The 22,168-nt window shown below is 62.4% G+C and carries 20 protein-coding genes; 13 read left to right on the plus strand and 7 right to left on the minus strand.

Annotated features, from left to right (window positions below):
• Positions 1 to 35: 35 nt before the first annotated feature.
• On the minus strand, positions 36 to 542 hold the full coding sequence (locus GLW01_RS14460; RefSeq protein ID WP_151439198.1) for a DUF2244 domain-containing protein: 507 nt from the start codon (positions 540 to 542) through the stop codon (positions 36 to 38).
• Between the two features lie 125 nt (positions 543 to 667).
• Here GLW01_RS14460 and mltF point away from each other — a divergent pair, with 125 nt between their 5' ends.
• From mltF to GLW01_RS14490, 6 genes are all read left to right on the plus strand, one after another.
• Positions 668 to 2,062, plus strand: a complete 1,395-nt coding sequence (mltF, locus tag GLW01_RS14465) for a membrane-bound lytic murein transglycosylase MltF (RefSeq protein ID WP_237416608.1) — start codon at positions 668 to 670, stop codon at positions 2,060 to 2,062.
• A 90-nt stretch (positions 2,063 to 2,152) separates the two neighbouring features.
• Complete coding sequence (locus GLW01_RS14470) at positions 2,153 to 3,532, plus strand: efflux transporter outer membrane subunit (protein WP_160899530.1); 1,380 nt, start codon at positions 2,153 to 2,155, stop codon at positions 3,530 to 3,532.
• Positions 3,529 to 4,749: an efflux RND transporter periplasmic adaptor subunit gene (locus GLW01_RS14475; protein ID WP_160899531.1), complete on the plus strand. Its 1,221-nt coding sequence runs from the start codon at positions 3,529 to 3,531 to the stop codon at positions 4,747 to 4,749. The genes GLW01_RS14470 and GLW01_RS14475 overlap by 4 nt, the downstream gene beginning before the upstream one ends.
• Positions 4,746 to 7,841 carry an efflux RND transporter permease subunit gene (locus GLW01_RS14480; protein ID WP_160899532.1) on the plus strand — a complete coding sequence of 1,032 codons (3,096 nt, stop codon included), beginning with the start codon at positions 4,746 to 4,748 and terminating at the stop codon, positions 7,839 to 7,841. Before GLW01_RS14475 ends, GLW01_RS14480 begins: the two co-directional genes overlap by 4 nt.
• Positions 7,842 to 7,996: 155 nt before the next feature.
• Positions 7,997 to 8,545 carry an Hsp20/alpha crystallin family protein gene (locus GLW01_RS14485; protein ID WP_160899533.1) on the plus strand — a complete coding sequence of 183 codons (549 nt, stop codon included), beginning with the start codon at positions 7,997 to 7,999 and terminating at the stop codon, positions 8,543 to 8,545.
• Positions 8,546 to 8,610: 65 nt separating this feature from the next.
• Positions 8,611 to 9,078 (plus strand): universal stress protein, encoded by a 468-nt coding sequence (locus GLW01_RS14490; RefSeq protein ID WP_160899534.1) that lies wholly within the window; start codon positions 8,611 to 8,613, stop codon positions 9,076 to 9,078.
• A gap of 22 nt (positions 9,079 to 9,100) precedes the next feature.
• On the opposite strand, the gene GLW01_RS14495 is transcribed toward GLW01_RS14490, so the two are convergent.
• From GLW01_RS14495 to GLW01_RS15815, 3 genes are all read right to left on the minus strand, one after another.
• Positions 9,101 to 10,246, minus strand: coding sequence for a site-2 protease family protein (locus GLW01_RS14495; protein ID WP_237416609.1), 1,146 nt, complete (start codon positions 10,244 to 10,246; stop codon positions 9,101 to 9,103).
• A gap of 50 nt (positions 10,247 to 10,296) precedes the next feature.
• Positions 10,297 to 11,334, minus strand: coding sequence for a sodium:calcium antiporter (locus GLW01_RS14500; protein ID WP_160899535.1), 1,038 nt, complete (start codon positions 11,332 to 11,334; stop codon positions 10,297 to 10,299).
• 88 nt (positions 11,335 to 11,422) lie between these two features.
• Complete coding sequence (locus GLW01_RS15815) at positions 11,423 to 12,523, minus strand: GGDEF domain-containing protein (RefSeq protein ID WP_202405762.1); 1,101 nt, start codon at positions 12,521 to 12,523, stop codon at positions 11,423 to 11,425.
• 185 nt (positions 12,524 to 12,708) lie between these two features.
• Here GLW01_RS15815 and GLW01_RS14510 point away from each other — a divergent pair, with 185 nt between their 5' ends.
• Both GLW01_RS14510 and GLW01_RS14515 read left to right on the plus strand, forming a co-directional pair.
• A complete protein-coding gene (locus tag GLW01_RS14510) occupies positions 12,709 to 13,887 on the plus strand; it encodes a magnesium transporter (RefSeq protein WP_160899536.1) in 1,179 nt (392 codons plus the stop codon).
• Positions 13,888 to 14,074: 187 nt separating this feature from the next.
• Positions 14,075 to 15,307 carry a ferredoxin reductase family protein gene (locus GLW01_RS14515; RefSeq protein ID WP_202405763.1) on the plus strand — a complete coding sequence of 411 codons (1,233 nt, stop codon included), beginning with the start codon at positions 14,075 to 14,077 and terminating at the stop codon, positions 15,305 to 15,307.
• Positions 15,308 to 15,451: 144 nt separating this feature from the next.
• Here GLW01_RS14515 and GLW01_RS14520 read toward each other — a convergent pair whose 3' ends face one another.
• On the minus strand, positions 15,452 to 16,633 hold the full coding sequence (locus GLW01_RS14520; protein ID WP_160899538.1) for a cystathionine gamma-synthase family protein: 1,182 nt from the start codon (positions 16,631 to 16,633) through the stop codon (positions 15,452 to 15,454).
• A gap of 225 nt (positions 16,634 to 16,858) precedes the next feature.
• Between GLW01_RS14520 and recQ the strand changes: the two genes are divergently transcribed.
• Together recQ and GLW01_RS14530 are read left to right on the plus strand one after the other, a co-directional pair.
• Positions 16,859 to 18,712 (plus strand): DNA helicase RecQ, encoded by a 1,854-nt coding sequence (recQ, locus tag GLW01_RS14525; protein ID WP_340162464.1) that lies wholly within the window; start codon positions 16,859 to 16,861, stop codon positions 18,710 to 18,712.
• Positions 18,713 to 18,715: 3 nt separating this feature from the next.
• Positions 18,716 to 18,979, plus strand: a complete 264-nt coding sequence (locus GLW01_RS14530; protein WP_160899540.1) for a hypothetical protein — start codon at positions 18,716 to 18,718, stop codon at positions 18,977 to 18,979.
• Here the strand turns inward: GLW01_RS14530 and GLW01_RS14535 are convergent.
• The gene (locus GLW01_RS14535) at positions 18,976 to 20,322 is read right to left on the minus strand and encodes a DUF445 family protein (protein ID WP_151439182.1); all 1,347 of its coding nucleotides are present in this window, start codon (positions 20,320 to 20,322) and stop codon (positions 18,976 to 18,978) included. The genes GLW01_RS14530 and GLW01_RS14535 overlap by 4 nt on opposite strands.
• A 173-nt stretch (positions 20,323 to 20,495) precedes the next feature.
• On the opposite strand from GLW01_RS14535, the gene GLW01_RS15690 reads away from it, so the two are divergent.
• From GLW01_RS15690 to GLW01_RS14545, 3 genes are all read left to right on the plus strand, one after another.
• The gene (locus GLW01_RS15690) at positions 20,496 to 20,738 is read left to right on the plus strand and encodes a hypothetical protein (protein WP_237416610.1); all 243 of its coding nucleotides are present in this window, start codon (positions 20,496 to 20,498) and stop codon (positions 20,736 to 20,738) included.
• The gene (locus tag GLW01_RS15695) at positions 20,705 to 20,953 is read left to right on the plus strand and encodes a hypothetical protein (protein WP_237416611.1); all 249 of its coding nucleotides are present in this window, start codon (positions 20,705 to 20,707) and stop codon (positions 20,951 to 20,953) included. Before GLW01_RS15690 ends, GLW01_RS15695 begins: the two co-directional genes overlap by 34 nt.
• Before the next feature lie 103 nt (positions 20,954 to 21,056).
• Positions 21,057 to 21,239, plus strand: coding sequence for a DUF2897 family protein (locus GLW01_RS14545; protein WP_160899541.1), 183 nt, complete (start codon positions 21,057 to 21,059; stop codon positions 21,237 to 21,239).
• Positions 21,240 to 21,328: 89 nt separating this feature from the next.
• On the opposite strand, the gene GLW01_RS14550 is transcribed toward GLW01_RS14545, so the two are convergent.
• Positions 21,329 to 22,048, minus strand: a complete 720-nt coding sequence (locus GLW01_RS14550) for a PEP-CTERM sorting domain-containing protein (protein ID WP_160899542.1) — start codon at positions 22,046 to 22,048, stop codon at positions 21,329 to 21,331.
• Positions 22,049 to 22,168: the final 120 nt, after the last annotated feature.

Below are 22,168 nucleotides of genomic sequence, written 5' to 3' on the forward strand. Positions count from 1 at the left end.
CCACGGCCGCTCCGAAAGGGGCGGCCTTTTTTATGTCAAAACCACCAGACCCCGGCTGGATGATGCCGCTCAACCCGGATACCAGCGTTTTCCAGAAAGTCAATGAATGCCTCCAGATCCTCGGGGTTGAGGAAACGGGCAAGAGGTACGCGCGTGTCGTGATAGGCCAGCATCAGCCTGGGCACCGCAAAACCATGGCGGGGCATCTCCATGATCACCCGGACCCAGTGCCGAGGCATGGTCCATTCGGAATCCTTCTGGTTGATCCCCTTTTCGAGCCTCACAGTGTCCGGCGTCAGTACCAGGACCTCCTGTCGATAACACTGGCGCGAGGTGTAGTACAGCCCATAGGCCACCACCGCCAACTCCAGGCCCGCGAACGGCAGGATCATCCAGGCGCCCGCCAGGGACCAGCCAACAGCCACCATCAGGGTGACCACGGCGATCAACCCAAAGAAGATGATGTTCCCTTGCCAACTCAGGGATCGGTTGGGGGTCAGGCGCAGTGCCCTGCCCTCCTCGTAATCCAGGTACTCCAGCATGATGCCACCGACTTGCCTAGACCAACCCGCGATTACTCCTTGCGGGGTCAACCCATACTAGCGCCCCCGCAGGCGCCAGACACCCCCTGTTGCAATCCGGAACCGGGAGCTGGTCGTACTCAGCGATGAGCTACAATAACGTCGATTCCATGATCAAGGAGTTCCGGATGCGTTTCCTTTCCGCCCTGATGCTGCCGGTTGCAGCCGCACTGCTTGCAGCCTGCGGCGACAGCCCCCACGAACCCGTTTCGATGGAGTCCGTGGAGGAGGACGGCGTTCTCAGGGTGGCGACCCGTAACGGTGCCACCACCTATTACCTGAACCGCCACGAGCAGCCCTCTGGCCCGGAATACGATCTGGTCCATGAATTCGCTGAGGCACAGGGCTGGGACGTGGAGTGGACCATGCACGAATCCACTGCCGCCGTGATTGAGGCGCTGGAGAAAGGCACCGCTCACCTGGCCGCATCCGGGCTGACCCATCGCCCCTCCCGGAATGAGCGCTTTACGCAGGGACCCGCGCACAGCGAAGTCACTGAACAGCTGGTGTGCCACCGGGAGGGCCGCCCACTGCCACGGCTTCCCGAGGACATCGCCGGGTTTGAAATCCGGGTGACGGCCAGCTCCAGCTATGTGGAAACCCTCAATGAACTGGCCGCGGAACATGAGGGCATCACCTTCAGCACCAGTGATCGAACCACGGAGGTACTGCTGTCACAGGTCGCCGAACAGCAGTTCGACTGCACTGTCGCGGACTCCAATATCGTCCAGCTCACCCGCCGGCACTGGCCCCACCTCGAGGTTGCCATGAACCTGACCCAGGGGCAGAACCTCGGCTGGTATCTTCCTGCAGGCGCCGATGAGCTGGCCGGCAGCGCGCGCGAATGGATGAACAGCCGCGCCGGCGACGAAGCCATCACGGCCATGGAGAACAAATACTATTCCTACATCGGGGAATTCGACTTTGTGGATCTGCGGGCCCTGAACCGGCGGATTGAAAAACGCCTGCCACAATACCGCGAGTACTTCATCCAGGCGGAAGAGAAAACCGGCATGCCCGCCGAACTGCTGGCCGCCCTCGCCTACCAGGAATCCCACTGGGATCCGGACGCGGTCTCGCCCACCGGGGTACGGGGCATCATGATGCTGACGCGGCGTACGGCCGGTTCACTGGGGGTTGAGAATCGGCTTGATCCGGTCCAGGCCATTGATGGCGGCGCCCGCTACCTGGCGGATCGTCACGCCCGCCTTCCAGAGACCATCCCGGAACCCGACCGCACCTTCCTGGCCCTGGCCAGTTACAACATCGGGCGCGGTCACCTGCTGGACGCCCGCCAGCTGGCACGGGACCTGGACCGGAATCCCGACTCCTGGGAGCAGATGCGCCAGGTGCTGCCCCTTAAGGCGGATAAGCGCTACTACCCCAGCACCCGCTACGGCTACGCCCGGGGTTACGAGCCCGTACACTACGTTCAGCGGATCCGGAACTACAGGGACGTGATCAGTAAGGAATTCAAATAGTACCGATAGCCAGAGCGGGAATAGTCATCCCCCCGGCAGGCTGATAGGCTTGCCCGGGTCGAATCGCCCCTGAAACCAATGTTGGGATCCATGCCTGAACGCCTGATGGTACTGCTGCTGGCTGGTCTCATGGCCAGTTGCGCCTCCCAGCCGCAAGACGTGGCGGAACCACCGGTTACCGTCCCCGAGACCTTCTCGGCCTCCGGCGATGAACCGGCGCCTGAGCGCTGGTGGCGGAGTTTTGAGGATGACAGCCTCAACCAGCTGGTGGCGGACGGGCTGGATGCCAATCTGGACGTGCTCAGCGCCTGGCAGCGCCTGCGCGAAGCCCGTGCCGCCGTCAACCAGCAGTCCGCGGATCTCTACCCGGACCTGAACGCCACCGCTGACGGAGAGATCAGCAACAGCGACAGCAGCGATTCAGAAGAGAGCCTGCGACTGGGGCTGGGTTCCGAATACGAAGTGGACCTCTGGGGCCGGATCAATTCACAGGTCGAAGCAGAGCAGTTCCGCGCCCGTGCCACCCAGGCGGACTATCAGACGGCGGCACTCTCGCTTGCCGCCGAGGTCACCCGCACCTGGTACCAGCTGCGCGCCCAGCGGGCCCAGCTTGATCTGGCCGAGTCCCAGATCGAGACCAACCGCAGCGTGATGAAACTGCTGGAGACCCAGTTCGCCAGTGGGCAGGCCGGCAGCGCGGATGTGCTGCGCCAGCGCCAGCTGCTGGAATCCACCGAGGAACAGCGCCTGGGCACAGAATCGGAGCTCCGGGTGCTGGAGAACCAGCTGGCCGTCCTTCTGGGCCGGGCACCCCGGAACACGGACCTGCCGGCAGGGCGCGGCCTGCCCTCTGAGCTGCCGCCCCTGCCGGACACCGGCGTGCCGGCCGAACTGGTCCAGCGCCGCCCGGACGTGCGCCAGGCCTACAACCAGCTGCAGGCCGCCGACTCGGACCTGGCCGCCGCCATCAGCAACCAGTTCCCGCGCCTGACGCTCTCGGCTTCCGCTTCAACGCAGGACAACAGCGTCCAGGATCTGTTTGACAACTGGGCCACAACCCTGGCCGCCAACCTGGTTGCACCACTGATTGATGCCGGCCAGCGCGATGCCCAGGTGCGCCAGGCCCGGGCGGTACGCCGCCAGCGTCTGTACGATTACGGGCAGACCGTCCTTACCGCCTTCCAGGAGGTGGAAAACGCGCTGGTCCAGGAACGCAAGCAACGCCAGGCGATAGAGCGCATCAAGCGCCAGCTGGAGCTTGCCGAGACCACTTACGGGCAACTCCGGCAACAGTATTTCAACGGGCAGGTCGGCTACATTGATGTACTGACCGCCCTGACCGACCGCCAGGACCTGGAGCGCAGCCTGATCAGCGCCCGGCGCCAGCTGCTGGAATACCGCATCGCCCTCTACCGGGCGCTGGCCGGCGGCCTTGACCTCCGAGAAGACTCTGCGAGAGAAACAGGATGAACGAACCGATCAACGACAGCGCAGCACGCCCGGAAACCGGCCGCGCCGGCCGCATCAAGACCGCGTTCATCTCCCTGGTGATACTGGTACTGGGGGCCGCCCTGGTATGGCTGGTATTCCGCACTGAACCCACTGCCACACGTGGGCCGGACACTGCACGGGAAACCGCGATGCTGGTGGACGTCACCACGGCCGAAAAGGGGGACTACCACCCGACCATCACCGCCATGGGCCAGGTCCGCGCCGCCCGGGAACTCACACTCAGGCCCCGGGTCAGCGGCCAGATTGTCGAGCGCGCCTCGGCGTTCACCCCCGGGGGCATGGTCGATGAAGGCGACATGCTGGTGCGGATTGATCCCGCCGACTATGAGGCCACCCTCCAGCAGCGGCGCAGCGAGCTGCGCCAGGCCCGTGCGGATCTGGACATCGAACAGGGCCGCCAGAATGTGGCGGAACAGGAATTCGAACTTCTGGGCGAGGAACTGGAAGGCACCAATAAGGCCCTGGTCCTGCGCCAGCCCCAGCTGGAGCAGGCCCGGGCACAGGTGGAGTCCGCCAAGGCTGCCCTCCGGCAGGCGCAACTGAATCTTGACCGCACGAGTGTCACCGCCCCCTTCAATGCCCGTGTGCTGAGCCGTGACATCAGCCTGGGCACCCAGGTCAATGCCGGCGAGGCGTTGGGGCGCCTGGTGGGTGTGGATGAATACTGGGTGGAGGCAACGGTGCCCCAGAGCGAACTCCCCTGGCTGCGGTTCGAGGAACGCAGTGGTGAGGCCGGCGCACCGGCCACCATCCGTAATGACAGTGCCTGGCCCCAGGGCCAGCATCGCGAGGGGCAACTGCAGCGCCTGGTGGGGGAGCTGAACGAAGACACACGGCTGGCCCGTGTGCTGATCACGGTTCAGGATCCGCTCGCCCTGGACGCCGACTCGCCCGACAAACCGCCCCTACTCATCGGCTCCTTTCTGAACACTGCCATTGAGGGAAGGGAGATCCAGGATGTGGTGCGCCTGGATCGTAACCATATCCGCCGCAATGACACGGTCTGGGTGATGGAGGACGGTGCGCTTTCCATCCGGGACGTGGCTATCGCCTTCCGTGATGCCGAATACGCCTACGTGAGCAAGGGCGTTGAAGACGGTGAGGCCATCGTCACCAGTGATCTGGCCACCGTGGTCGATGGCGCCGACCTGCGTACCGAAGAGGATGACGGATGAGCGGCGACCACAACAACGGAGGCTGGACCGGCCCCATTGCCTGGATGGCTCGCAATTCCATTGCTGCCAACCTGCTGATGGTCCTGCTTCTGGGCGGCGGCCTCTGGATGGCCTTTGAGCTTCAGAAGGAAGTATTCCCGGAATTCGAGCCGGATATCGTCCAGGTCTCCGTGACCTATCCCGGGGCCGCCCCCGAAGAAGTGGAACAGGGCATCCTGTTGCCGGTTGAGGAGGCCGTACAGGGGCTGGAGAACATCAAGGAGATGACCTCCACCGCCCGGGAAGGCACGGGCACCATCACCCTGGAGCTGATCAACGGTGCCAACCGCATGAAGGCGCTCCAGGATATTGAACAGGAAGTGGATCGGATCCGCACCTTCCCGGATGAGGCGGAAGAGCCCCGTGTCCGCCTGCAGAATCGCTCCCATGACGTCATGGAGCTGGTACTCTATGGCGACGTGGACATCTGGACCCTTCGCCAGCTCGGCGAGCAGGTCCGCGACCGGCTGCTGGCCGAAAACGGCATCACCCAGGCCACCATCAGCGATGTGCCGGACTACCTGACGGAAGTGGAAGTCCCGCGGCACCGGCTGCGGGAATACGACCTTACCCTGCAACAGATCGCCCAGCGCATCGAAGCCTCAGCCAAGGACATCCCGGCGGGCTCGGTGGCCACCGAAGGCGGTGACATCCTGCTGCGCATGGAGGAACGCCGCCTCTGGGCCGACGCCTACGAGGACATTGTCATCCGCAGCGATGCCTCCGGCGGCACCGTCACCCTGGGTGATATCGCCTCGGTCAGGGACGGCTTCGATGAAACCGGCTTCCACTCCCGCTTCAATGGCCTTCCCTCGGTGGAAATCGAGATCTTCCGCACCGGCACCCAGTCACCACTGACCGTGGCGGCTGCGGGCAAGGAGGTTATGGCGGAGCTGGATAAGACCCTTCCCGACGGTGTCAATCTGCGCATCGACAGCAACCGCGCGGAACACTTCGAGGACCGCATGACCATGCTCCTGGAGAACGGGATCCTGGCCATGGTGATCGTGCTGGTCATTCTCAGCCTCTTCCTGGAATACCGCCTGGCGTTCTGGATCATGATGGGCATGACCATCTCCTTCGTTGGCGGCATGCTGTTCCTGCCTCTGCTCGGGGTCAGCATCAACATGATCTCCATGTTCGGCTTCCTGGTGGTGCTCGGGATCGTGGTGGATGACGCCATTGTGGTGGGCGAGAACATCTACGAGTACCGGGAACAGGGCATGGACTTCATGAGTGCCGCCATCCAGGGCACAAAGGACATCGCCGGGCCCGTCACCTTCAGCATCCTGACCAACATCGTGGCCTTCCTGCCGCTGCTGTTCATTCCCGGCGTGATGGGCAGTTTCTGGTGGCCCATGGGGGCGGTGGTGATCGTCGTGCTCGCCATCTCCCTGTTCGAGGCCCTGTTCATCCTGCCCGCCCATCTGGGGCACAGCGGCCGCGGCACCGTCACCGTCTACGGTCACGCGCTGCACAGTGTCCAGCGCGTGTTCTCGCGGGGCTTTGAGGGCGTAATCAACCGCTTCTACCGGCCCCTGCTCGATATCAGCCTGCGCTTCCGCTATGCCACACTGAGCATGGCGGTGGCGGTAATGGCCGTGGTGGGCTCCTACGCCATCAGCGATCACATGGGCATGATCATGATGCCGGAGGTGCCAGCTGACGAGATCGAGGCCGGCGTCACCCTCCCCGTGGGCACCACCACCCGCCGCGCCGGTGAGATCGCCATGCAGATCACCGAGTCCACCCAGCGCCTGTTTGATGAACACAACCTCGATGAGCACGCCGAAGGTATCAAGACCAACGTGCGCGGCGAACGGGCCATCGACGTGGAGATTGTCCTGCGCCCGGAGCATGAGCGCGGCATGAGCGTGAAGGAGATCGTGGATCTGTGGCGCAGCGAGATCGGTGACTTCCGCGGTATCGATCAGATCACCTTCGAGGCCGAACAGGGCCCGGGTTCCTGGCGGGATGACATCGCCGTGGACCTCAGCCACTCGGACATCGATGTGTTGGCCCGCGCCAGCGAGACCTTCCTCGAGCGCATGGAGGAATTCAGTTCCACCCGCGATGTCTCGGACAGCCACGCCGCCGGCAAGCCACAGCTGGATATGACGCTCAACGCCCAGGGGCGCGCACTGGGGCTCAGCCCCGCGGAGGTGGGGGACCAGGTTCGGGATGCCTTCTACGGCGCCGTGGCCCTGCGCCAGCTGCGCGGTACCAACGAGAACGAGATCCGCGTTCGTCTGCCTGAGCATGAACGCCAGGATCTGCGCCACCTGCAGGAATTCGTGGTCCAGATGCCCGAAGGCGGTGAAGTGCCCCTGATGGATGTGGCGGACAGCTCGATGGGCTCGGCATTCCGGTCCATCGACCGTCGTGACGGCCGGCGCGTGATCACCGTGGGTATGGATGTGGAGCCCAAGAGCGACATTTCCCGGGTGCTGACCGCCATCCAGTCCGAGGTGCTGCCCCAGCTGCAGGCGGACTTCCCCGGCATCACCTGGAGCTTCGAGGGCAGCCAGGCGGATCTCCGGGAGTCCACCAGCACCCTCTACGGCGCCTTCATGCTGGCCATGGGCGTGATCTATGCCCTGCTGGCCGTCGCCTTCCGCAGCTACATCCAGCCCATCATCGTGATGCTGGCCATCCCCTTCGGCGCCATAGGCGCGATCATCGGCCACATGATCCTCGGGCTCGATATTTCCCTGGTCAGCATGATGGGCATCGTCGCGCTGTCGGGCGTGGTGGTGAACGACTCGCTGATCATGGTGGACTACGCCAACCGCCGGCGCGGCAACCGCACGGCTTTCGAGGCCATTTACGAGGCCGGTGTGCGCCGCTTCCGGCCCATCATGCTGACCACCATCACAACGTTCGGTGGCCTCACGCCCATCATCCTGGAGACTTCCCTGCAGGCCACCTACCTGATCCCAATGGCGGTCTCGCTCGGCTTCGGCATCATATTCGCCACCGCGCTGATCCTGTTCCTGGTGCCCTGTTTCTACCTCGTCCTCGAGGATCTCATGGGCAAGGTACGCTCCCTCTAACGCGGCCTTCGCCCTGCCTTCCGAACCCGTTTTTCCTTGACGCCGGTCAATACCCTGGCCGGTGAACACGCCTAGATTGGTGGTTACGGGTCCCTGATCAGCCCCCTGTCCGGCATTCGGGCCCACCTTCCCTGAAATAACACAAGGAGCCCATCATGGAAGCGAAGAAACAGGACGTTCAGAAAACCGAGGTGCCGGTTCGTGGTTCAGGCGGCCTCAAGAGCCTGCGCGAGGAGATGAACCAGGTCTTCGACCGGTTCAGCAACGCGCAGTGGCCCCATTTCGGGCGTCGTCGTCACAGCGACCCGATGTCGGAACCCACCTGGGCACTGGATCCCTTCGAGAGCATGAACATGCCCTCACTCTGGGGCGAACGTGAGCTTGGTCGAGCCGACCTGAGCGAGACGGACGAAGGCTTTGAGCTGCAGATCGACCTGCCCGGCCTCCAGAAGAAGGACATCCACGTGGAAGTGGCGGACGGCCTTCTCACGGTAGCCGGCGAACGCAGCGATGAGCGCGAGGATAAGCGCCGGGGCTACTACCTGAGCGAACGGTCTTACGGATCCGTGCGCCGCAGTTTCCGGATTCCGGACACCATCAAGCTCGATGATGTGAAAGCCGCGTTCGAGAATGGTGTGCTGACGCTCACCATGCCGAAAACCGAAGAAGCACAGAAAAACGCGCGCAAAATAGAGATTGAATGACCCCGCCCCCCCACCGGCACACGGGTGCCGGTGGTTTTCCGGCCCCGTGATAACGGAGAGAACAGATGACGGACACTCCCAAGAAACTGCTGGTTGCAGTGGACGGTTCCGAGGGCGCAGGCAAGGCAGCATCCTTGGCCGCTGGACTGGCCAAGCGCCTGGACGTACCCATGGAGCTCGTTTTCGTCTTCCCCACCGACATGGAAGCCCTGGCAGGCGTACCCGGTGGCGGTGTGAGCCGCGAGTCCCGCAAGTACTTTGTTCCCGGTGCGTTTGAAACCCTTGAGAAAGAAGCAACGGAACTCGTCTTCACTCACGCCCGGGAAGCGGCCGGCAACAACAACCTCATCATTGAGGAAACGGTGCTCTTTGGCATGGCGGCACACATGCTCATCGACCACGCCAACGAAACCTCGGGCGCCCTGCTGGTGATGAGCCGGCGTGGACGCTCACACATGACTGAGATGCTGCTTGGCAGTGTCAGCCAGCGCGTCATCCAGAAGGCGCACTGCCCCGTTTTGCTGGTCCCGTAACGCCGTATTACAGGAGCGTGGATCAGGCCTTGAGCTCCAGGTGCAGATTCACGGTCCTGAGCAGGCGCTCCCGGTCAATCCAGCCCACAACGCTATCACCCTCCATGACCGGCAGCTGGTTGAGGTTGTGCTCGGTCATGGTGGCAAGCACCTCGGTTGCCTCCGTCTCGGGGGCAACGCGTACCACCTGCTCGATGGGCGTCATGAGATCCGCGATCCGGAGCTCAGACCAGCGTTCACGGTCGGTGGTGCTGGTGTCACTGAGGCTGACCAGCCCCAGGACACGGTGCCCGTCATCCACCATGTAGGAACGCTGGCCTTCAGGGAGCACACGGCTGTGGATCCACTCTTCAACGGTTGTTGAGGGCGCCACACGCGGCACATCCGGAGCCGCCAGCGCCCCTGCCCGGATTCCGCGGAGCTGCTTCTGCAGGCTGAACTGCTGGCCGTGCCCTTCCGCCATGTTGAGCAGGAACCAGGCCAGCAGCATGAGCCAGAATCCGCCAAGCAGATTGCCCTCAACCAGAATGCGCCAGAGCCCCCAGGCGAACAGTCCATAGGCCACCAGTCGACCACCGGCCACGGCCGCGCGCATGCCCTTGCCGGCATCCCCTGTCATCTTCCACACGAGCGCCCGCAGCACACGGCCACCGTCCAGCGGGAACCCGGGAACGAGGTTGAACACCGCCACCATTAAGTTGATTACGGCAAGCCAGCCCAGGCCGACAGCCCAGGACTCGGACACAGCCAGCCCGGAAAGTATCCCGAACGCAAGCGCCAGCACAAAACTCACGGCTGGCCCGGCGATGGCGATCCAGAACTCATCCTCGGCGCGTTCACTGTCCTTATCCAGCTGGGCGACTCCGCCGAATATGAACAGCGTGATTGCCCTCACCGGCACCCCCCGCCGGATGGCCACCAGGCTGTGGCCCAGTTCATGGGCGACGATCGAGGCAAAAAACGCAAGCGAAGTAAGCAGCGCAGTGACCACGGCCTGGCTGAACGACCAGGCCGCGAACTGATCCCTCAGCCCCGTGGTCATGGTGAACAGCAACAGCGCGAAGATGACCAGCCAGCTCGCGTGAAGCTCGATACGGATACCCCGGATGTGCCCAAGGGACATCACGGAACGGAACATACCCCTTGGCTCGTGCTGTGAATGATCCATGCGTTCTCTCTTAATCAGTAATGGGTCTGTTGTCTTTCAGGTGTGGGGGATCAGCCACCGAACATCAAGCCGACCCCCAGAATATAGAGCACCATGATCGCCAGGCTCTCCGCGCCGATCCGCCCGAGGCCGTAGCGCTCCCGCCGGATCAGGCCCATGATCAGGATGGCGGCCATGACCAGCGTGAGTGCCACCCAGCGTTCCGTATCGGTGGTCATGGTGTGGTAGATGGAGCCCTCCCGATAGGCAATGTCCGAGGCAGCCATGAAGAGCGTATCGAAGGCGTTGCCACCGATGATGCCGCCCACCGCCAGCGTCAGTGCCCCACGCCTGACCGCAGCCACCGAGGTTACCAGTTCCGGGATGGACGTGCTGACGGCGGTCAACAGGACCCCGACGATGGTCTGGCTCAGTCCCGCCTTGGTACTGATGGTGGTTGCTGCCGGTTCCAACACCAGGCCCGCCGCCCCGAGGATTGCCATCAACAGCAGAAACTCCGTCCATAGCCGGGCCAGTGGCGGCAGCCGGTTCATGGCCTCGGGCTTGTCCTCGCGCGTATCCCGGGTAATCGAGGGGCGCCACATGGGTGATTCCCAGGCCCCCTGGATCAGTCGCGTGCCGTAGAGGTAGAAACCAATCAGGATCGGTGTGATGGGATGGATCCGCCAGACTGTGGCATCCGGCAGAGTCGGCGCCAGAAGGATCAACGCCAGAAGTCCGATCAGCAGTCCGTTCTGCATCATGTTCGGGGCGGAAGCAGCGGCGTGTTCCAGGTTGGCGCGGCGATACACCATGTCTGCTATCGCCAGGAAAAAGGTCTGTACCGCGATGCCACCCAGGGCGTTGCTCACCGCCAGTTCCGGATGCCCCCGGTAAGCGGCCGTCACGGAGAGCACCGAGCCGGCCAGTGACGTTGCAGCCCCCAGAAGCACGGCGCCGGCAGTGGCCTCACCCAGCCCTGTCCGGTCGGCAAGCTGGTCCACCACGCGGGTAATGCGTGTTCCCGCAATGGCAATCACCAGGGCGCAGAGACTGAATACGACAATACTCTGCAGCAGCGTCCAGGTTTCAGGGTTGAGAATCGACACCGGCGCTCTCCATTTCCGGCACTGCGTGGCTTTACGGAAGGCTCAAGCCCTTTCAGCCGTGCTCCCGGACCGGTCCTCCGTGGATCATCTAGGCGGTCTCAGACCGGTTTCGACCATTCTCCTTAGCGGCATAAAGTGCGATGTCCGCCCGCCTCGCCACCATACCGGGAAGCTGCTCTCCCCGAAACACGGCAACGCCCAGACTGGTGGTCACCGGAATGGAGCCGGCACTGGTCGCAAATAACGTATCGGCCACCGCGTGACGCAGCTTTTCCGCCACGGTCATCGCCTCCCGCTCGCCTGCGCCAGGCAGCAGTGCCATGAACTCCTCCCCGCCCCATCGGCCCAGCATATCCTCGGTCCGAAGAACACTGACAAGACGCTGAGCCAATTCCCTGAGAACCTCATCACCCACCTCATGGCCCCAGGTGTCATTGACGTGCTTAAAGTGATCCAGATCCGTCATCACAAGGGCATACCCGGAACCGACCCGAAGGCTGCGGGCATGCTCGGCCTCCAGTCGTTCGTCAAAGGCCCGCCGGTTAGCAAGCCCGGTCAGCACATCGGTACTGGCATTACGCGCCAGTTCCTGGCGCGCCGCGAAGGCGGCAAGTCGCACACGCAACAATTCTTCCGCAACCACAATTCCCAGAACAGCCATGAGCATTGGATGAATGAGCGCGCTAAACCATTCAACAGCGGACAGGGACTGACCCATCACCACCCAACCCAACGCCAACGCGGGGATGCCATAGGTCAGCACAAGGTCTCTCGCACCCGCAGTGGCCAGCACAGCGACCAGCGCGATCACGACCACAAGCCCCTTGGCCATGAACCCCTCGCCTTCTCCCGCCCCACCAAGGTGCTCAGCCATGAGTCCGGTCATCATGAGCATCCCCGAAAGGCAGTACAGCACCAGCATAGGCCGTGGCCAGTTGCCTTCGGGCAAGCGCCAGTTGAGGAACAGAGCCCCCACAGCGGTAACCACTGGGGGCAGCCGCCAGGCCATGTGTTCCCACCAGTGGTGGTCCGCCCAATCATAGAGCCAGAGATCGGCCACCTGGAACAGGGGAATGATCAGCAGCCCTGCGGCACAGGCAAGAACGCAAAAGCGCCGCGCAAGAGATCGTTGGTACTCGCGGAAATCCGCCTGCCATTCAGCCGGCAGAGAACGATAATAAAAACGCACGGAGCACTACCACTTCAAAGAAAAATGAACGACCATCGGGGCGACCCTTCCGAGTGGCCCACCCTTGCTGTTGTAAGCCGCAATTGCAGAAGTTCTTTTGTACCCGAACTGGCACCACTGATGCCACTCATTAAAGTCACTCAATTGTTATAGTCTGTCCAACGACTGACAAGCCGGAGCGAGACATGTCGCAGAGTATGAGTTTGAACGAGCGGGTTGAGCATATCCGTGACCAGACCCCGCTGGATGCCGCCGAGGAGCTGGTGCGACTGCCCGCCGATGATATCCAGTTCATTCTCTCTGGGCTGCCCTCGGAGCAGGCAGTCACCATAGCCTCCCATATGGGCGAAGCGGCCGCGCCGGGCGAGGCGGCCACCCGAGCTGTGCTCTCAGGCATGGAAGAAACCATCGGGGAACTGATGACAGGCCCGACGGCAACGCTGCCGTCGGACTACACCGTCGCCGAAGCTCTGACCTTCATGGTGAAAAGCTCTGATGTCTCCGGGATCAGCTACATGTTCGTGACCGACGCGGATCGCCTGGTGGGTATTGTGGGGATGCGCGACCTGATCCTGGCCAAGCCCTCCGAAACCCTGGCCAGCATCATGGTCGGCGAGCCCTTCGCCTTCCGACAGGACACGCCGCTCGATGAGGCGATCGACGAAGTGCAACAACGCCACTACCGCATTTACCCGGTGGTGGACGATCAGCAGCACGTGGTGGGCGAGGTGCGCGGTTGGAAGCTGTATGAGCGCCTCGCCTCGGAGCTCAGCGCCCAGGCCGGCTCCCAGTATGGTGTGGCGAAGGAAGAGCAGATCAACACGCCGGTGTTCGCCGCCTTCCGCATGCGCCACCCCTGGCTCCAGGTGAACCTGATCACCGCCTTCGCCGCCGCGTTCGTGGTCGGGATGTTTGAGAGCACCATCGCGCAGATCGTTGCCCTGGCTGCCTTCCTGCCGGTGCTCGCAGGCCAGAGCGGTAACACTGGCTGCCAGGCGCTGGCGATCACCCTGCGCGGCATCACTCTGGGCAAGATACAGGACTATCCCATCAGCCGATTGCTGCGTAAGGAGATCCTGCTGGGCGCGCTCAACGGTGCCGCCGTGGGCGTGATCGCCGGCGTTGCCATGTTTGCCTATGCGGTTTCCACCGATTCCGCCAATCCGGCCATGCTCGGCTTCGTCATCTTCATCGCCATGATCGGCGCCTGTATGGGCAGCGGTATCTTCGGTGTCGCCGTGCCGTTGCTGCTGCAGCGCTTCGGAGCGGATCCGGCCACCGCCAGCAGTATTTTCCTGACCACCTTCACCGACATCATCGGTATGGGCCTGATGCTGTTCCTGGCTTCCACGCTGGTGCTGTAACAGGCAGGCATTCCACCAGCGCTGGCCACCGAATCCCGAGCGGATTGCTGACAAAAATCATAAGGTCCGAACAGCGCGGCCTCTACACTGGAGGCGACACTTAAGACCAGGTTTGGCTATGACGCCTGTCAGATTGGCCCTTGGATTTGTTCTTATCGGCTTCACGGCACTGTGGTTGGCCGCAGGAATGACGGCTCCAGACACCCACAGCTTCCAGCCGCTGGTGACCCAGTACACAGGCACCATGGCTCTGGCCCTGATGAGTCTTGCCATGGTCCTGGCCACCCGCCCGAAATGGCTTGAACGCCCCCTGAATGGGCTCGACAGGATGTACCGCCTGCACAAGTGGCTCGGCATCACGGGCCTGGGGTTCATGCTCGTTCACTGGTGGGTGTCTTCCGGCGAACATCTTCGGCTCCGCAGGAGATGGGCGGAGGAGGCACCGGCAGCGCTGCAGGCCTGGTTCCAGCAGCAGGAAGGCATTGCCGAAGCCGTTGGTGAATGGGCCTTCTACGCGGTTGTGGTGCTGCTGCTCCTGGCACTCGTGCGCTGGTTCCCCTACCACCTGTTCCAGAAAGTCCACAGGCTTCTGGCCGTCGCCTACGTGTTCATCGTGTACCACAGCCTGGTCCTGATGCCCCCAAACTACTGGACCCAGCCCATCGGTTGGCTGGTTGCCGCCCTGATAGTAGCCGGCCTGGTCTCCACAGTGATCGTACTCTCAGGGCGCATCGGCCACAGCCGCAAGGTGAACGGCACCATTGAATCCCTCACTTTCTATCCGCGCCTCGAGGTTCTTGAGGGCACAGTGAATCTGGACGAGGGATGGCCCGGCCACAGACCCGGCCAGTTCGCCTTCATCACTGATGAAAAGCGCGAAGGCGCCCACCCCTACACCATCGCCTCCGACTGGGTACCGGAAGAGCACCGCCTGACGTTCTTTGTGAAGGAACTTGGCGACCACACCCGTCAACTGCCGGCAGTGCTGAAAGAAGGCATGCCCGTTACCGTTGAAGGCCCCTACGGCTGCTTCGATTTTGAGGATAACCACTGCCGCCAGATATGGATCGCCGGCGGCATCGGCATCACCCCCTTTGTGGCCCGGATTAAATACCTGGCCCATAACCCGGGGGAACACAGTCGGATTGACCTTTTCTTCTGCACCGAGGAATACGACCAGGAAGCTGCCGAGAAACTCATCGCGGATGCCAGAGCCGCCGAGGTGCAACTCCATCTCTACTACACACCAAGGGATGGCTTCCTTACGGGCGACCGAATCCGCGCCACAGTACCCGAATGGAACAATGCGAGCATCTGGTTCTGTGGCCCGACGGGATTCGGCCACGCCCTCAAGCGTGACCTGGTGGCCAATGGTCTACGGCCCAAAGACTTCCATCAGGAACTGTTCAGGATGCGCTGACCCCGACCGCTTTCTGACACTCTGAACAGTGACACCGGGATATTAAGCAATCCGCACTGGCAGGGCTGGCGCACACATAATACTTTCCCAGCCATAGTGCCGATTTCCCGGCACCAAGCCCCCTCTGATGCCGGCCCTTACCGTTTACAGGGATGCCAGCCCCAGCTTCAGGTCCTCAATCAGATCATCCAGGTTCTCCACACCAGCGGAATAACGGATCAGGCTCTCGGGAATGCCCAGCGCCCTGCGCTCTTCAGCCGTGAGCTCCACATGACTGGTCACCGCCGGCGGGCCAATCAGCGTGGTGACCGACCCCAGGCTGGCCGCGGCATGGGCGTGGGTAAGATTGGGTACCAGCTTCTTCACGTCCTGGAAATCGCCGTGCAGGGAGAAGCTGAGCATCCCGCCGTAACCGTCCATCTGCCTGCGCGCGATATCATGATGGGTATGGTGTGGCAGTCCCGGGTAGTAGACCTTATCCACTTTGTGGTGATCATCCAGGAACTCCGCGATGCGCTGAGCGTTTTCATTGTGCCGCTGGATACGCAGTTCCAGGGTCTTGAGCCCGCGCAGGATCAGATAGGCGGAATTGGCGTGGAGGGTAGCGCCATTGATTTCACGGTAATGATAAACCCGGTCCACGAGCTCCTCCGGACCACAGAGGATACCGCCCATGGCATCCGAATGACCGTTGAGGTACTTGGTGGCGCTGTAGAGAACCAGATCCGCGCCCAGCTCCAGCGGAAGCTGGTTTATCATGGTGGCAAAGGTATTATCCACCAGCACCAGCGCGCCCGCTTCGTGCGCCACGCGCGCCAGCCGCTCGATGTCCATCACCTTGAGAAGCGGATTGGTGGGCGTTTCCAGATAGAGCAGTTTGCAGCCCTTGCGCACTTCCTCCTCGATGGTGTCGAAATCCAGGGTTTCGCACAGACAGCAGTCCACCTTCATCCGCGGAAGGAACTCCAGAAAGATCTTGCTGGTGCCGCCATAGGTGTCCTTGATGGTCACAACCCGGTCGCCCGGCTCAAGCAGGGTATGCAGGGTATTGCTGATCGCCGCCATGCCGGTGGAAAAGCTCACCGCGTCCTCGCTGCCTTCCAGCGAACTCATGGTGACTTCCAGAGAACGCACCGTGGGATTGGTGTTGCGCGAGTAGATATGGCCGGCCTTGCGTTTCAACGCCACGTCGAACCATTCGTCCATGTCGTGATATTCGAAGGTGACGCTGTGATGGATGGGCACGGCGATGTCACTACCCGCCACAGGGGATAGGTGGTCCGCCCAGAGAGCGCGCGTGCTGAAGTTCCGTTTGTTGTCCGCCATAATCCTGCTCCTGTGTTTGGGGGCGCGATCAGCCAATGACAGGGACTCCGGGCCGGCGGATCGACAATCCTCTTCCTCAGGACTTTAGCACTCCCGGGTTTCCACCCCAATCCACGGAGGAAGTAAAAAGATACGCAGGATGACACCTGATAACGCATCACTTCCCCAGCTTTGCCCAAACAAGTACCCTTTCAACTCCAGAACATGACAAGGAGTCCCTGCCTCGTGCCCGACACCCGCCCCGCCACCGAAGCCAGCTTCGATCAGGCCGCTCACCAGGTCCTGCGTGATGTGTTCGGCTATGATGCGTTCCGGGGCCAGCAGCTGGAGATCATCCGATCCCTGTTCGAGGGCCGGAATGCCATGGTTCTGATGCCCACCGGCGGCGGTAAATCGCTGTGCTACCAGATTCCAGCGTTGCTGCGCCCCGGACTCACGGTGGTGGTATCGCCATTGATCGCGCTGATGCGCGACCAGGTGGAGGCTTTGCAGCACAACGGTGTACGGGCGGCCTGCCTGAATTCCAGCCTGGACCCGGTGATGCGGCGGGATATCGAGCAGTCCGCGCTGGCAGGCGAGCTGGACCTGCTCTACGTGGCGCCGGAGCGGCTGCTCACCGAGAACATGCTGGGGCTGCTGGAGCGTTCGGAGATCGGCCTGTTCGCCATCGACGAGGCGCACTGTGTCTCCCAGTGGGGGCATGACTTCCGGCCGGAGTACATGAAACTGGATGTGCTGCGCCAGCGTTTCCCGCAGGTGCCACGCATCGCCCTCACAGCCACCGCGGACCAGCGCACCCGCGAGGAGATTGGCCGCCAGCTGCTGCCGGATGGGGGCGAGACCTACGTCGCCAGCTTTGACCGCCCCAATATCCATTACCGGGTCGGCCTCAAGGGCAACGCCCGCGAGCAGTTACTGACCTTCATCCGCGAGCGCCATACCGGGCATTCCGGCATTGTCTACTGCATGAGCCGAAAGCGCACCGAGTCGACGGCGGAATACCTGAGCAGCCAGGGCGTGCCGGCCGTGCCCTATCACGCCGGGCTGGACAATGAGACCCGCCAACACCATCAGGAGCGGTTCCTGCACGAGGAAGGGCTGGTTGTGGTGGCGACCGTGGCCTTCGGCATGGGCATCGACAAGCCGGATGTGCGCTTTGTGGCCCACCTGGACCTGCCCAAGAGCATCGAGGCGTACTACCAGGAAACCGGCCGCGCCGGGCGGGATGGCGAGCCGGCGGAGGCCTGGATGGTCTATGGCCTGCAGGATGTCTACCAGGTGCGCCAGATGCTGGCCCAGTCCGGCGCGGACGAACACCAGCAGAAGGCGGAACGCGAGCGTCTTGAGGCGCTGCTGGCCTTCTGTGAGGCGACCGGTTGCCGGCGGCAGGTATTACTGCGCTACTTCGGCGAGGAACACGATGGTGGATGCGGCAACTGCGACAACTGCCTGCAGCCCCCGAAAACCTGGGACGCCACCGACTCCGCCCGCAAGGCACTCTCCTGCGTCTACCGCACGGGCCAGCGCTTCGGCGCCACCCATGTAACGGACGTGCTCATGGGCAGAACCAATGACCGTCTCAGCCGCCTGGGCCATGACCAGCTCAGCACCTTCGGCATCGGCACGGACCTCTCCAAGCAGACCTGGCACTCCGTGTTGCGCCAGCTCCTGGCCCACGGCTACCTGCAGAGCGACCCCGAGGGCCACGGTGGTCTTCAGCTCGCCCCCGCATGCCGCACCCTGCTCAAGGGGGAAGCCGGCCTGTCGCTGCGTGAGGACATACTGCCCGCCGCCCGCAAGACCTCAGGCACCAGCACCAGACGCAGTGCCCCGCCGGATGTGGCCGGGCCGGAATGGGAGGAACTGCGCCGCTTCCGCAAGGAGCTCGCGGACGCGGAAGGTGTGCCGCCCTACATCATTTTCCATGACGCCACCCTCAGGGAGATGCTCCATGCCAGGCCGAAGAGCCTGGATGAGATGGCCTCGGTGCCCGGCATCGGCCAGGCGAAGCTGGAGCGGTATGGGGAGCAGTTCCTCAATGTGCTGAAGGAACTTGAGGACGCGCCCGAGGAAGCCTGAACCATGGAGCCGATCGACTGTAACGGTACCCCGACCCTGAGCTTCCGCCAGGTGGATGAAATGAACGGCTTCACCAAGGGCACCGCCTTCCGGCTGTTCAAGCACTCCGGTGACGCGCTACAGGAAGGGCGTGATTTCTTCTATTGCCCGGCCCCGGACTACGGGCAGTGGATCGAGACGCTCAAGGCCGAGGGCAAGGTCTATCAGACCTCCCAGCACCTGGTGCTGCTGACCCGGCAGGGGTACGAGCGCCTGCAGCGTCTCTAACCCGCCGCATTACGGGCATTGCGCCGCTCATTCAGCTGCCACGCGAGCCAGACCACCACCAGAAGGGCCCCGATTGGCACCGCAAAGGCCAGGTGCACCTGGACGGTCCCGAGAATCAGGCCCAGGCAGCCCCCGAGGAGCTGGATCACGGTCAGGTTGCCGCCGGTGTTGTCCAACACCATCTTCTCCAGCTCGTCCGTATCGAGCCGGCGCACCTGCTGCTCCACCACGTTGGTCACATCCAGGCGCTTGACCGCCAGCTCGATACCCTGGCTGACCCAGGCCTGCCCCTTCCCGGAATGGAGCACGTTCAGGCCCTGCTTCTTCAGCCACTGCAGGGTACTGATCAGTGATTCCTCAATACGTACCCAGTTGGTCTCGTCTTGCAGGTACCGGTCGGTCTGTGCCACCAGCAACGGCAGGATCCGGTCCCGCGTCGTGGTCCCCAGTGTCTCAATCCAGGTGCCCAGACGGGCCTGGATCAGCGCCTGCACCTCGGGCTTTTCCATTTCCTCCTGGATGCCATCCACCACGGCATCCAGCATCGTCATGAAGTCATCGGAAACCTCGGGATCATTGATGAAACGGTCGAGAATGTCGCTGATCGCATCCTGATCGAACGAAAAAATGTTCTTGATGCCAAGGCCCAGCGCTCCCATACGGCGTTTCTGCCTGAGGTAATCCTCAAGCGCCCTGTTCAGCCAGCCCGAGATCCGGGGAACTTCCTGCTGCAGCCAGTGGCGCGCTTTTCCGGCGAGCCACTCACGGTTCTCCCGGGACTGGAGAAACGTGTTCAGCGTCTCCCTTATCTGGCCCCACCACTGGTCAATGTTTTCCGGGTCGCGGGCCAGATCCTTCAGGGCAGCTTCAACAAAATCCAGAGAGCGTGTCATTGCCTCAGGGCCACGTTCGCGCATCAGATCCACCACCACTTCCGTGATGCGTTTACGCACCTCGGGATCCTGCAGGTGGTCGTCAATCCACAGGGCCATCGTCTCGGTACCGGTCTCGATCAGCCGGCGTTCGCGGATGTAGTCCAGGATGATTTCCGGCGAGAGCAGTTGCTCCTGCACGCTCTCGGCCAGGCTGCGGGCGATCTGATCCTTGTTCTTGGGCACCAGCCCCTGCCAGCCGAGGACCTGGCCCTGCTTGGGCTGGAAGAGCATCTTGATGGCCAGGAAATTGGTGAAATACCCGACCAGGCCCGCCACCGTGATCACGAACCCGGCACGCGCCCAGATGTTGTCACCGGCAAACCAATAGTCCAGCAGGCCGAACACCAGGGCCGAGGCCAGCAGCCCACGACGGAAGTTGCTGTCCCAACGGGTCAGGTCCACATCCATAGCGATTCACCTCCTTGAGGTTGGTATTCAGCGGCGACCGGTCACTGCCTCACGATACAGATGAACCACCCCCATTGCATGGCAACATTATTGATTCATCATTTTTACATTAATCAAAAAGATGTATTATTCGTGCCGCTTAAAGAATACCCCAGCAATCAACAGGAGTGCCTATGCTGAGTTCGACCCAGGAACAGATCCTCGCAGACACGGCCCCCATCGTGGCGGAACACCTTGAAACCATTACCGCCCGGTTCTACCCGCTGATGTTTGAACGCTACCCGGAGGTCAACGCGCTGTTCAACGCCAGCCACCAGACCAGCGGCAATCCGCATGCATATCTCCCTCGGCATCCAGCCGGGCCATTAAATCGGTGTCCGATTTGCCCAACGGCCGCACCTACCGCATCTCCGTGAAGCGCGAACCAGAAGGCTATGCCAGCCGCTTCCTCCATGACGACGCGCAGGATGGTCTTGAACTGGAACTGCCCGCCCCGTCCGCCCGGTGCTACTTCGTGGGGCCGGAACCCTTCATGCAGACAGTGGATGCCGCACTCGAAGCACTGGGGGTCAGCGAGAGCCGGCGCCACTACGAGCACTTCGGCCCGGCTCGCCCGCTGAGGGCTGCCTGAAAGAAACTCGACGCTCCCGCCATTCATACCTGGCAAGTTGAAACAGTGGTACCGTTAAGGCAGGGTTCCGGCCCTGCCATGCCACCAGTCCGGGGGAGCGCTCATGTCCGCCACCGAATGGATCATTTTCGTTCTTGTTATCGGCTCCATGCTCGGAGGACTGTTCTGGCTGCGCGACAGTGCCCGCAAGCTCAATATGTCCAGTGAGCAGATGGAAAGGATCCGCAAACGCAAGGCGGAGCTGGAGGAAGAAGAGAGGAAACAGGAACAGGAAGAGGAGCGTTGACTCCTCTTCCCTCGGTGATCGATTTCCCCGGAGCCAGTCCAGCGGTGCAACGGCCAAAGCATTCCGCTTAACCGTTCCGGAGGACGCTTTTAACCGACCAGCCGGCGGAAGGCACCACCAGCCAGAAGGCCACCGGCGAGCAGCACCAGGCTGGCCGGTTCAGGTACCCGGTTTACGGGCGGTGCCGAAGCGATAGCGCCGACGGCATCAATATCCGCGCCAACCGTCGGGTTCGCCCCCCGGTCCCCCTCGTCCGGGTCATCGATCAACTGGACAGCATCAAACTGCAGGGCTCCGGAGGCAAAGCCGGCAAAGACCGAGTCAATATCAATGGAAGACGTGGAACCACTGACACTGCCTACCGAGAAGAACCCATCGAGCTGGGCCGTATAGCCCGGACTCAGAAGGTTGTACGTCTCCACCGTCGGGCGGACGGCAACAAAGGTATCCTCGACATCAGGGCCAATCTCGAAGATATGGAGATCGTCATTGCCGTCGCCACTGTTGGTCAGGGAATTGTCCGTAAACCGCAGTGCAAGCAGCCCACCGGAACCCAGCGAAACCGAGCCATTGGGCGAACTGTAATCCGGAGCCCCCACGGCCTCGCCGGGATCCATGTAGTTGGGGTCTGTCGGCACATTGCCGCCACTGAACGACGGGTTGTAGTCAATCACCTCGTCCGCGAAACTGATGTCTCCTTCCGGGAACTCGATTCCGTCATAGGTCACGGGGGCCGCCGTGGCCACAAAAGCAGCTGCGCCCATCATGGCGCCCACAGAGGTAAGAAGGGTTTTCCTGATTATCGACATGCTGTTCTCCTTGGCTCTCCGGTTTCCTGTCACCGGCAAGAGGCAGGTTCCATGCCGGTATGGAAGAAGGCCAGGCGACGGCACGACTTAGGGATCAGGCTGATTGCTGGTTAAGGGAAA

This window comes from Vreelandella halophila (assembly GCF_009856365.1).
Classification (GTDB): Bacteria; Pseudomonadota; Gammaproteobacteria; order Pseudomonadales; family Oleiphilaceae; genus Halospina; species Halospina utahensis_B.

Bases quoted from the DNA above. Each gene is read 5' to 3' on its own strand.
- GLW01_RS14545 (WP_160899541.1), top strand. From the start codon at position 21,057: ATGTCCGCCACCGAATGGATCATTTTCGTTCTTGTTATCGGCTCCATG.
- GLW01_RS14515 (WP_202405763.1), top strand. From the start codon at position 14,075: ATGACGGCTCCAGACACCCACAGCTTCCAGCCGCTGGTGACCCAGTAC.
- GLW01_RS14495 (WP_237416609.1), bottom strand. From the start codon at position 10,246: ATGGATCATTCACAGCACGAGCCAAGGGGTATGTTCCGTTCCGTGATG.
- GLW01_RS14485 (WP_160899533.1), top strand. From the start codon at position 7,997: ATGGAAGCGAAGAAACAGGACGTTCAGAAAACCGAGGTGCCGGTTCGT.
- GLW01_RS14460 (WP_151439198.1), bottom strand. From the start codon at position 542: ATGCTGGAGTACCTGGATTACGAGGAGGGCAGGGCACTGCGCCTGACC.
- GLW01_RS15690 (WP_237416610.1), top strand. From the start codon at position 20,496: ATGCTGAGTTCGACCCAGGAACAGATCCTCGCAGACACGGCCCCCATC.
- GLW01_RS14535 (WP_151439182.1), bottom strand. From the start codon at position 20,322: ATGGATGTGGACCTGACCCGTTGGGACAGCAACTTCCGTCGTGGGCTG.
- GLW01_RS14520 (WP_160899538.1), bottom strand. From the start codon at position 16,633: ATGGCGGACAACAAACGGAACTTCAGCACGCGCGCTCTCTGGGCGGAC.
- GLW01_RS14510 (WP_160899536.1), top strand. From the start codon at position 12,709: ATGTCGCAGAGTATGAGTTTGAACGAGCGGGTTGAGCATATCCGTGAC.
- GLW01_RS14530 (WP_160899540.1), top strand. From the start codon at position 18,716: ATGGAGCCGATCGACTGTAACGGTACCCCGACCCTGAGCTTCCGCCAG.
- GLW01_RS14470 (WP_160899530.1), top strand. From the start codon at position 2,153: ATGCCTGAACGCCTGATGGTACTGCTGCTGGCTGGTCTCATGGCCAGT.
- GLW01_RS14480 (WP_160899532.1), top strand. From the start codon at position 4,746: ATGAGCGGCGACCACAACAACGGAGGCTGGACCGGCCCCATTGCCTGG.
- GLW01_RS14475 (WP_160899531.1), top strand. From the start codon at position 3,529: ATGAACGAACCGATCAACGACAGCGCAGCACGCCCGGAAACCGGCCGC.
- GLW01_RS14490 (WP_160899534.1), top strand. From the start codon at position 8,611: ATGACGGACACTCCCAAGAAACTGCTGGTTGCAGTGGACGGTTCCGAG.
- mltF (WP_237416608.1), top strand. From the start codon at position 668: ATGAGCTACAATAACGTCGATTCCATGATCAAGGAGTTCCGGATGCGT.
- GLW01_RS14550 (WP_160899542.1), bottom strand. From the start codon at position 22,048: ATGTCGATAATCAGGAAAACCCTTCTTACCTCTGTGGGCGCCATGATG.